The organism is Acinetobacter sp. NPDC052428 (assembly GCF_044547685.1).
In the GTDB taxonomy this organism is placed as follows: Bacteria; Pseudomonadota; Gammaproteobacteria; order Pseudomonadales; family Moraxellaceae; genus Acinetobacter; species Acinetobacter lwoffii_G.
The window spans coordinates 25,345-34,736 of the sequence record NZ_JBIUAT010000028.1; the positions used below are offsets into that span (position 1 = coordinate 25,345).

The 9,392-nt window shown below is 42.3% G+C and carries 11 protein-coding genes; 3 read left to right on the top strand and 8 right to left on the bottom strand.

Going from position 1 to position 9,392, the window contains the following annotated elements:
• Positions 1-15: 15 nt before the first annotated feature.
• Together ACIG3F_RS12850 and ACIG3F_RS12855 are read right to left on the bottom strand one after the other, a co-directional pair.
• Positions 16-741: a ZIP family metal transporter gene (locus tag ACIG3F_RS12850; protein ID WP_085064415.1), complete on the bottom strand. Its 726-nt coding sequence runs from the start codon at positions 739-741 to the stop codon at positions 16-18.
• Between the two features lie 32 nt (positions 742-773).
• Positions 774-2,078 (bottom strand): RNA-guided endonuclease InsQ/TnpB family protein, encoded by a 1,305-nt coding sequence (locus tag ACIG3F_RS12855; RefSeq protein ID WP_396470222.1) that lies wholly within the window; start codon positions 2,076-2,078, stop codon positions 774-776.
• 43 nt (positions 2,079-2,121) lie between these two features.
• On the opposite strand from ACIG3F_RS12855, the gene tnpA reads away from it, so the two are divergent.
• A complete protein-coding gene (gene tnpA, locus ACIG3F_RS12860) occupies positions 2,122-2,535 on the top strand; it encodes an IS200/IS605 family transposase (RefSeq protein ID WP_005249500.1) in 414 nt (137 codons plus the stop codon).
• A 175-nt stretch (positions 2,536-2,710) separates the two neighbouring features.
• Here the strand turns inward: tnpA and ACIG3F_RS12865 are convergent, their stop codons facing one another.
• The 3 genes from ACIG3F_RS12865 to ACIG3F_RS12875 form a co-directional block, all read right to left on the bottom strand.
• Positions 2,711-2,821 (bottom strand): methionine/alanine import family NSS transporter small subunit, encoded by a 111-nt coding sequence (locus ACIG3F_RS12865; protein ID WP_004647694.1) that lies wholly within the window; start codon positions 2,819-2,821, stop codon positions 2,711-2,713.
• 10 nt (positions 2,822-2,831) lie between these two features.
• Positions 2,832-4,307 (bottom strand): sodium-dependent transporter, encoded by a 1,476-nt coding sequence (locus ACIG3F_RS12870; protein WP_180038258.1) that lies wholly within the window; start codon positions 4,305-4,307, stop codon positions 2,832-2,834.
• Positions 4,308-4,892: 585 nt separating this feature from the next.
• Positions 4,893-6,341, bottom strand: a complete 1,449-nt coding sequence (locus ACIG3F_RS12875; RefSeq protein WP_396470223.1) for an aldehyde dehydrogenase family protein — start codon at positions 6,339-6,341, stop codon at positions 4,893-4,895.
• A 134-nt stretch (positions 6,342-6,475) separates the two neighbouring features.
• Between ACIG3F_RS12875 and ACIG3F_RS12880 the strand changes: the two genes are divergently transcribed.
• Positions 6,476-7,165, top strand: coding sequence for a TIGR04219 family outer membrane beta-barrel protein (locus tag ACIG3F_RS12880; protein WP_396470224.1), 690 nt, complete (start codon positions 6,476-6,478; stop codon positions 7,163-7,165).
• 367 nt (positions 7,166-7,532) lie between these two features.
• Positions 7,533-8,084: a type 1 glutamine amidotransferase domain-containing protein gene (locus ACIG3F_RS12885; protein WP_005249496.1), complete on the top strand. Its 552-nt coding sequence runs from the start codon at positions 7,533-7,535 to the stop codon at positions 8,082-8,084.
• 47 nt (positions 8,085-8,131) lie between these two features.
• Here ACIG3F_RS12885 and ACIG3F_RS12890 read toward each other — a convergent pair whose 3' ends face one another.
• The 3 genes from ACIG3F_RS12890 to ACIG3F_RS12900 form a co-directional block, all read right to left on the bottom strand.
• The gene (locus ACIG3F_RS12890; RefSeq protein WP_004280804.1) at positions 8,132-8,455 is read right to left on the bottom strand and encodes an ankyrin repeat domain-containing protein; all 324 of its coding nucleotides are present in this window, start codon (positions 8,453-8,455) and stop codon (positions 8,132-8,134) included.
• A 9-nt stretch (positions 8,456-8,464) separates the two neighbouring features.
• On the bottom strand, positions 8,465-9,061 hold the full coding sequence (locus ACIG3F_RS12895; RefSeq protein WP_005249493.1) for a hypothetical protein: 597 nt from the start codon (positions 9,059-9,061) through the stop codon (positions 8,465-8,467).
• Positions 9,062-9,115: 54 nt separating this feature from the next.
• Positions 9,116-9,392 (bottom strand): IS1 family transposase (locus tag ACIG3F_RS12900; protein ID WP_396470225.1); only part of this gene is annotated, 277 nt, incomplete at its 5' end.

The following is a 9,392-nucleotide window of genomic DNA, read 5'->3' on the forward strand; positions in this document are numbered from 1 at the left end:
TAGTGAATATGAGGTTTATTGAATAAACTTAAAAATTACCAGACTGCTCGCCAATGCCGCCATGCCGCTGACCAGCCCATAGACTGTTTCATGACCTTCAGAATAGCGTTTTGCCGTCGGCAATAATTCATCCAGTGCCAGAATAAAATAACCGAGCGCTGCCCCCAATGGTTCTGCCAGTCCGGAAACCAAACTGGCCCAGAGCGCATAATCTTTACGGCCGGTGGCCATATAGACCGGCAAGGCAATCGCCACACCTTCTGGTACATTATGAATCACAATTGCCACCGCCAACGGCGCGCCCAAAGCAGGGCTTTCCAGCGTGGCAAAAAATGTCGCCAGTCCTTCCGGCAGGTTATGTGCGCTAATCGCAAACAGGGTCAGCATGCCGGTACGCAGTAATTGAGGTGAACTGACCCCCTTGGCAGAATGGGTTTCAATCGTGTCATGTGGATTCGGCACAAAGCGATCCAGCAACAACACCAGAACCACACCCAGTAAAAAAGCAAAAGTACCAAAGGCAAAACCGGTTTTTTCATCAAAATCCAGGCTAAAGGACGCGATCGATTTGTTCAAAATTTCGGTTAAAGAGACATAAATCATGGCCCCGGCAGCAAAGGCCAGCAGGCGGAAATTAGGTTTTTTTAAGAATAATACCAGTCCCCCACCCACCACGGTGGCCAGCCCGGCAAATAAAGTCACGGCAAAGGCTGTTTGACATACTCCCCCCACTTTCACGATGTTCAAGTGGGGGATTCTAAAAGCAAAAGCTCCTAGGTGAATTCCTTACGGATTTCACTTGCTTTCTGCTTCGCAAGGTGACCTTTACCGCATCCACCCTCCACAGACAAAACGGTGTGTCCCACCGCCAAAATGTTGCGAGATGCATTAATATCTGCATTCTCGCTAAAACAACAACTGACACACTCAAAGTCTGCTTGAGTAAGCCTATTTTCTTTTGCAACATGACCACATGAACTACAAGTTTGACTTGTATATCTAGGGTCAACTTTAACGAATAAACCACCTCGCCATTGCTGTTTGTACACCAACATATTAACAAGCATTGACCAACCTTGATCCAGGATTGATTTGTTCAAGCCTGATTTAGCTTTAACATTCTTTCCTTTTTCTTCGATTGAGCCTTTGGCTGACTTCGACATATTGGCTACTTTTAAGTCCTCAACTACGATCATTGCGTGGTTTTTGCTGAGCGTTGTGGTGACTTTGTGCAAGTAGTCATGCCGAATATTGGCAATATGATGGTGTAATTTATTGATCTTGAGATTCAGCTTTTTCCAATTTTGACTGAACTTGTTTTTCTTTCTCAGCTTGCGCTGAAGCCTAGCTAACTTTACCTGATTGGCCTTGAAACTATTGATCGGGTCGAATACTTGACCACTAGACGTTGTAATTAATTTCTTAATACCCAAGTCAATACCAATGGCTGATTCTGATGGGTGTATCGGTGTTTCTATTGTGTTTTCAGCACCAAATGACACATACCATTTTCCGACATGCTTTGAGATTGTGACGTTCTTAATCTCACCCACAATATTTTGTGATTTTCTGAATTTCACAATGCCAATGTCATTAGGTAACTTAACTTGGTTACCTTTAACCCAGCAATATCTATCAAATTGAACAATACGAATGGAATCATAGCCATTAGATTTCTTTTTGAATCGTGGCATAAGTGGTCTAAGTTGGACTTCACGACCATCAGGCAATTTGAAGAATCTTGGTTTTTTGGCTTTAAATGGTTTTTGCTTTAACTTGGCTTGTTCTTTCGGGTCAAAGAACTTCCCCCAGGCATCACCAAGATCACGCACTTTTTGTTGAAGTGAAACGCCATTTGAACTGTTTTCTAGAAAAGCACACTCAGGTTTTTTTCGTAATTCAGGAATTTTATTGACTAAATTAACTTTGTTGATTCGCTCATTATTAGCAAGCATCTCGAACGATACAGCTAAAATTTGATTCCAAACAAAACGTGCAGAGCCAAGCAACTTGTTTAAAACAAGCTCCTGCTCTGCATTAGGCTCAAGCCTAAATTTATACGCTTTGTTGATTTTCATAAATGAGTATGTATGTGTTAATATAATCAAATGCTATCATTAAATGAACAATCAAACAATGACTGAAATCTATAAAAACCGCTATTCAGCCTTTAACTTACACGTACACTTAGTATTTATTACAAAGTACAGAAAGAAAATCCTAAATGATCTACATCATAAGTATTTTAGTGAGTATGTAGCCGAAATATGCAAAGATTTTGATGCAGAACTAAAAGAATGTAATGGTGAGGCTGACCATGTTCACATGCTTATTCAGTACCCACCAACTGTTCAGCTTAGTAAGTTGGTGAATAATTTAAAATCGGTAACAAGCAGAAGAATGCGGAATGAATTTTTAGATTTACGTGGTAGTTATGCAAAACCTGTTTTATGGTCAAGGTCTTATTTTGCAGGGTCGTGCGGTGGTGCGTCTTTGGATATTATTAAAAATTACATTCAAAACCAACAAGGTTAAAATCTGTGAAATTCACCTCCACCCTGACTGTCGGGTGGAGTCCTCTTTCACTTAAAGATAGACTTGTCCATCTGAAACGGAAATCATGTCAAAGCATCAGCCATTAAAAAAGTCATTATCATCAAGGATGATAATGACTTCCGTTTATGGCAACAGTAGGTTTATGTGAAGATTTTTAGTCTTCTGGTTCTTCCGGATTTTTTGCCAGATGAATCACAGCCAGTACCAGACCACCCCATAATAAAACGATAGAGATGATCATCATGATTAGTGCAGATGTATTCATATTCGCTCTCCTAGCTGTGACGGTCTTTAACTAGACTGAACAAAATGGCGCCCAGAATAAAGAATGCAAGAGTGCCCCCACCGATCATCCACAGCGTACTCGCGGGATAATCACCATAGCCTTCTGCCATGATCGATTTCAGGGTCAGGCCTAATGCCAGTAATAAGGACAACGGCGTGATCACCGTCAGCATGAACTTCCAGCTCGCACCCAGTTTCACGCTGGCAAACTCATTCACATGGCCTTCCAGCTGTTTCATTAATGGACGACGGAACCACGACAACAGAATAATCGATAACAGACCACCACCGACAATACCGATGTTATTGGCAAAGTAGTCGATGATATCGACAAAGGTAATCGCACTATGTGTCGAGAACATCAGGGTAGAAATCACTGCTGAACCACCAGCAATAATCGTCACTGACTTGTTCTTTGACCAGCCCAGCTTGTCCTGGAATGCAGCAATCGGAACTTGCAGGATGCTCACCATGGAGGTAATACCCGCCACCGTCAATGAACCAAAGAACAGGAAACCGAACAGGTCACCACCTGCACCTAAACTGGAAATGATTTTCGGAAACGCAATAAAGGCCAGACCAATACCACCGGACACCACATCTTCAACTTTCGCACCTGAGCTGAATGCCATAAAACCAAGCGCGGCAAAGACACCAATACCCGCCAGGATTTCAAAAGACGAGTTGGCCAGTGCCACCACGATCCCGGAACCGGTCAGGTTGGTTTTGCGTTTCAGGTAAGATGCATAGGTCAACATGATCCCGAAGCCCACTGACAATGAGAAGAAGATATGACCAAAAGCGGCTAACCAGACTTTATAGTTGGCCATCGCTTCCCAGTTCGGCGTGAAGAAAGCATTTAAACCATCGACTGCACCCGGTAAACGGACTGCCTGAATCACTAGGATCGTGAATAAAATCACCAGCAATGGCATAAAGATTTTATTCGCCAGTTCTACCCCACGGCGTACGCCACCGTAAAGAATCAGCATGACTGCTGCCCAAACGACTACCAGACCGAAGAACAGTACAGGTACGAAACCGAAAGTCAGGCCCTCACCATTTTGCAGGTAAGTATTGAAGAAGAAGCCTTGAGTATCTGTGCCCCACTGCTGTCCAAAGGAATAGAACATATAGCTGCCGGCCCAAGACAAGACACTGGCATAGTAAATTCCGATCACCAGAGTGACCATGACCTGCCACCAACCCAAGGATTCGGCATTCATGAGTTTTTTATAGGCCATAGGCGGTGCTTTACGGAACTTGTGTCCGACCGCATAGTCTAAAAACAATAAAGGTAAACCTGCTGCGAAAATCGCAATCAGATAAGGGATCAGGAATGCCCCGCCACCATTTTCATAGGCAACATAAGGGAAACGCCAGATATTCCCCAAGCCAACGGCGGAACCAATCGCTGCAATAATGAATCCTGATCGTGCGGACCAATTCTCACGAGTTTCTGTCATAGAACACCTAAACTTTTAACCCCTTTAGATGCTGCTTGTTATGGTTATGGCGCAAGCAAAAAAAGAAGCATTTTCAATAATTTTGGGTGTTTGAATTAGAGGGCACCTTGTGGGCGTCGAATTCTAATGTACAAACAGGTCAGCAGGTCTTACATCTTGCTTAAAGTCTGATCGAAAAACTGACCTTGTAGATGATTTAACAATACTGACTTTTTTAAATTTTTTCTGTAAATTCTGCTTAAAATATTCGTTATTTATAATCTATTCGAATTAAGCGTTCAATAATTCTGCAAAATAAGCCAGATTAAACAAGTTATATATTGACAAACTTTTTGGAATATATTTTTCTTAAGTTTTACTACAGGGTCGCTGTTTCAAAAAATGTATTCCAAGACTCTGATCCAGCATCTGTTTTTAGATCATTATTTGAAGATGAAACGGCTCATACTAAGGCAAATGACCAAGCCGTGATATGGGAAATCAAATTCTCTCATGGAATTTTGACCTCTTTAAAAACCGGTTTAAATATCACAAGCAGATTTAAAACAAGCTGCCTGTGATATCGAAGCGATGAGTATTCTAAACTTAGGCTTTAATCACCAGCATGCGCTCTTCCTGCATGTCGCGAATGGCTGACTGAATTCCTTCACGACCCAGACCTGAATCTTTGACCCCGCCATAAGGCATGTTATCGACCCGGAAAGACGGAATATCATTGATAATGACACCGCCGACATGCAGATGATCCCAGGCATACAGCATCTTGTTCAGATTCTGGGTATACACTCCAGCTTGCAAGCCAAAACAGCTGCGGTTGATACAGGCAATACCGGATTCGAAATCAGCATACGCTTCCAGAATTGCCACCGGGCCAAAGGCTTCATCACGGTAGATTTCCAGACTGTGGTCTACATTTTCCAGCAAGGTCGGTGCGAACATCACACCATTCAATTCGCCTCCAATCAGGATTTTCGCGTCTTTTTTCACGGCTTTATCCAGCCATTTTTTCAGGCGTTTGGCTTCATCTTCCTTGATCATCGGACCAACCAAGGTTGTGCTCAGATTCGGATCAGCGGCTTTAATCGTTTTCAGTTTCGCCAGCAGTTTGTCCTTCACTTCAGTATAAATCTGCTGATGCACCAAAATGCGTTGCACACTGATACACACCTGTCCGGCATGGTTATACGCCCCGCCAATTAGACGGTTAATCAAGGCATCGTTAATTTCGGTATCTGGCTCAATCATGACAGCAGCATTGCCACCCAGCTCCAAGACCACTTTTTTACGACCGGCACGCGCTTTCATATCCCAGCCTACAGCATCGGAACCGGTAAAACTGAGTAATTTAAAACGCTCATCGGTGACCAGTAGATCAGCCAGCTCTCGCGGACAGGGCAATACCGAAAACGCACCTCGCGGTAAATCGGTTTCCGCCAGAATTTCAGCAATTTTTAAGGCAGAAATCGGGGTCAGGCTAGGCGGTTGCAGCACAAAGGGACAACCGGCTGCAATCGCAGGAGCAATTTTATGCGCGGTCAGATTTAAAGGAAAATTAAACGGACTGATCAAAGACACCGCACCAATCGGCACCTGTTTCACAATGCCCTGATAGCCGGATGCTGCTGCAGTCACGGCCAAAGGCAGCATACGTCCCTGATCAATCTGGGTCACGGCATCTGCGGCAATCTGGAAAGTATTAATCAGACGTTCAACTTCGGCTTCGGCTGCTTTACGCGGCTTGCCCCCTTCTGCAATCAGAATTTCGGTCAATTCTTCATGAATCTCACGAAAACGGCGTACGCAATGCAGCAGAATTTTCTGTTTCTGAAACGGCTCCAAGGCAGCCATTTCGGCTTCAGCATCTACGGCAGACTGAATCGCCTGTTCCAGTGTGTTGGCATCTGCCAAAGCGACACGGGCATACAGTTCGTGGTTATATTTATGTTTGACCTCTAACCATTCACCCGTCTGAACGGCCTGACCGGCGACATATAATGCATACTCTTTCGTTTGTTGTGTGCTTCTCGCTACCATCTTATTGTCCTGCAAAATCCAAGGATATACATTTTTGAAATTCTCTATATCATGCACTTGCTACTCCATATTAAGAAGATGTTTTTAAGTAACCAGACACCTCCAATTTTAATAAAGCTTTAGGGAATAGAGCCATGCGCGCAAAAATACTCACCACCTTATTCTTCGGTTTTGGACTCAGTACGCTCAGTCATGCAGATGTAATCGGCGTGAAAGCAGATCTCAGTTACTGGGATTTTGACGGCTATAGTCAGGATAACAATTTCAAGCATGAGCTAGATCGACAAGGTACAGCGCAGCTATCTGTCGCTGTAGAACATCCTGTGCCATTGTTACCAAATGCCAAGATTAAATACGTCAATCTGGACAGCCATAGCGAACAGAGTTCTCTTATCAATGCCTCAGAAATTGAGCTGAACAATATTGACTATATTCTGTATTATGAATTGCTAGATACCATTGTGCATGCGGATATAGGTGCAGGTTTAACCAATCTGGATGGTACGGTAAAAAACCTGACTGCCGGCGCTTTCACTCAATACGATCTGGATGAATATAGTCCACTGCTCTATGCAACAGCCGGGGTTAAATTGCCATTTACCGGTATGAGTGCCAAAGCGGAAGCAGTTTACAGTCACGGCAGTGATACCCGTAAGACCGACGTACAGGCGGAACTGCAATATGATTTCATTGATAATCTGCTGGTCGATGTCGGTGCCAAAATCGGTTATCGCATCATGCAGGTAGATTTTGAGCAGGATCAACGTCCAAATTTAAAACTTGAATTTAAAGGTCCTTATATCGGCTTAGATGTACATTTTTAATGAAATACAACCGGTTAGGCTTGCACAGCTCAATTACTCTGCGCTGATGTAAGCCAAAGCGTACAACAATAACCGCAATCTGCTGCTAGTGCGCTACCGGGATGTGTATTACTTTATAAACATAGAGAGCAGGATGCTCCGAAGACCTAAAAACAAGAATAACATCGCAACACCAGGACGTGAGGTACGACAGGAGTTATACCTAAATCACGAGATACGAAAAAGCCCCGACAGGATGTCGGGGCTTTTTTTTTCTGCCTATTATTTTATTTATCATTGCTTAACAGTTCCGAGCTAAAACTCCAACATTGTAAGAATTCCCTTATTGTTAAGCTAAAAATCCTCACATTTTTTGGGAACAGCAATCATGGTAAAAAAGGTCCTCTTTATTACATCCAATCAAGGCATTGAACATGATGAACTCACTGAGCCTTTAAATTTTCTAAAGTCCAAAGGTTTTGAAGTCATTCATGCTGCAGAAAAAAATGAAGATGTCGCGACGGTCAAAGGTGATACCAAGGCTGCTACCCAATACACGCCGGATACCAGTTTCGACCATGTCGATCCGAATGATTATGATCTTTTGGTGATTCCCGGCGGCACTGTCAATGCAGATACCTTGAGAATCAATCAGGATGCGCAGAAAATCATTCAGCATTTTGCCGACAATCACAAACCGATTGCCGCAATCTGTCATGGGCCATGGACCTTGATTGATGCACAGCGTATCAAAGACAAGAATCTGACTTCATATAAGAGCATCAAGCTGGATCTGGAAAATGCCGGTGGAAAATGGGTTGATGAACAGGTTCACCGCTGCAATACTGGCGACTGGGTACTGATTACTTCACGTAATCCGGATGATTTACCGGCTTTCAATGAAGCGATCTTAAAAGAGCTTGAAGGTGATGCTGCCTAAGCTCATACCATAAAAAAGAACCTCAAATTTGAGGTTCTTTTTTATATTCAGACACCACCGGCCAGACTTTTCAGATAAGTCACAACGTCTTTATTTCCGGCCATTTCGGCCAATTCTAAAGCAGTATTAGGACTGCGATGTGCAATATCAGCACCCTTGCTGACCAGAAGTTTGACCACGTCCAGATGATCATTTTCAGCAGCGGCTTGTAGGGCGCTATAGCCTTCTTCATCGGCTGAGTTGACGTCCAGACCTTCCTGTAAGCCCTCTTCGACCTGTTCAACATCGCCTAAAGATGCCCAGTACACCAGTTCAGGAAGATGTAGTTCGTCGTCATCTTCAGGGATTGGGGAGATAGAATTAAATTGCATAGTCAGTTCCTAATGGTAATTTAGTTGAGTTAGCTTTTTACACAGTTCACTTTCTAAATTTTTTAACCCTTCACCATTCTTTAAATAGATTAGAGATCTATGATGAATCATATCAGATGGAATATCACTTACACTTTGAGCAATTGGAATAACTAGTTTACCTAAAGTATGTGCAATTCCTGTTTCATACATGACATTTGGATTTTTACCACTAAAATCGACGATTACTACTCGAGCTCTAAATATTAAATCAAATATATCCTGAATTATCGTACTGTTATCCCAAATATCATCAGCTCTTAAACATCTAAAACCAGATCCTTTGGCAGCCTCTTTAATAGAGGAATAGACACTATCAAAACCTGAAAAAGGCATCATTACAGCTATTAAATCATTTTCTAAATCTACACTGGGAACACTAAATACTGAAGGAGAAAATGTAATTTTATTTACACTTACTTGATGCGATACATATAGAGTATTCTCATCAGGATATTTGTGCTCTAGATAATCTTTAATTTGTTGTAAAGATTTAGGATTTTTATAACTAATTGCTCTTAAGACATCAATAATATTGGCACCATAATCATCATCACCAAAGCTCAAACTTCTTAGCAATCTAGAATGATTATGGGTGGTGTTTTAAAAAGTATGCTGGCGTTAAACAAATCCGTTATTAAGGTAAAAGAAAGTCAAATCAAAGGCTTTAAAATGATTTTCGAGCTTTTTAGAAAAGTTGCAACTTCTCCTAAAACCACGCCTTATTCGATGACGAATTCTAAAATTGTTACCTTCAATACCGACGGTAAAAAACTTACCAATCACTTGCTTGCAACATTGAAATGCTGTGATAAAACTATCCCAATGATCACTCGCAATTCGAGCATATTGAACCCCAAGCTTTTTAAGTCTAGCTTTAAGACGTTGAACCGTTGCT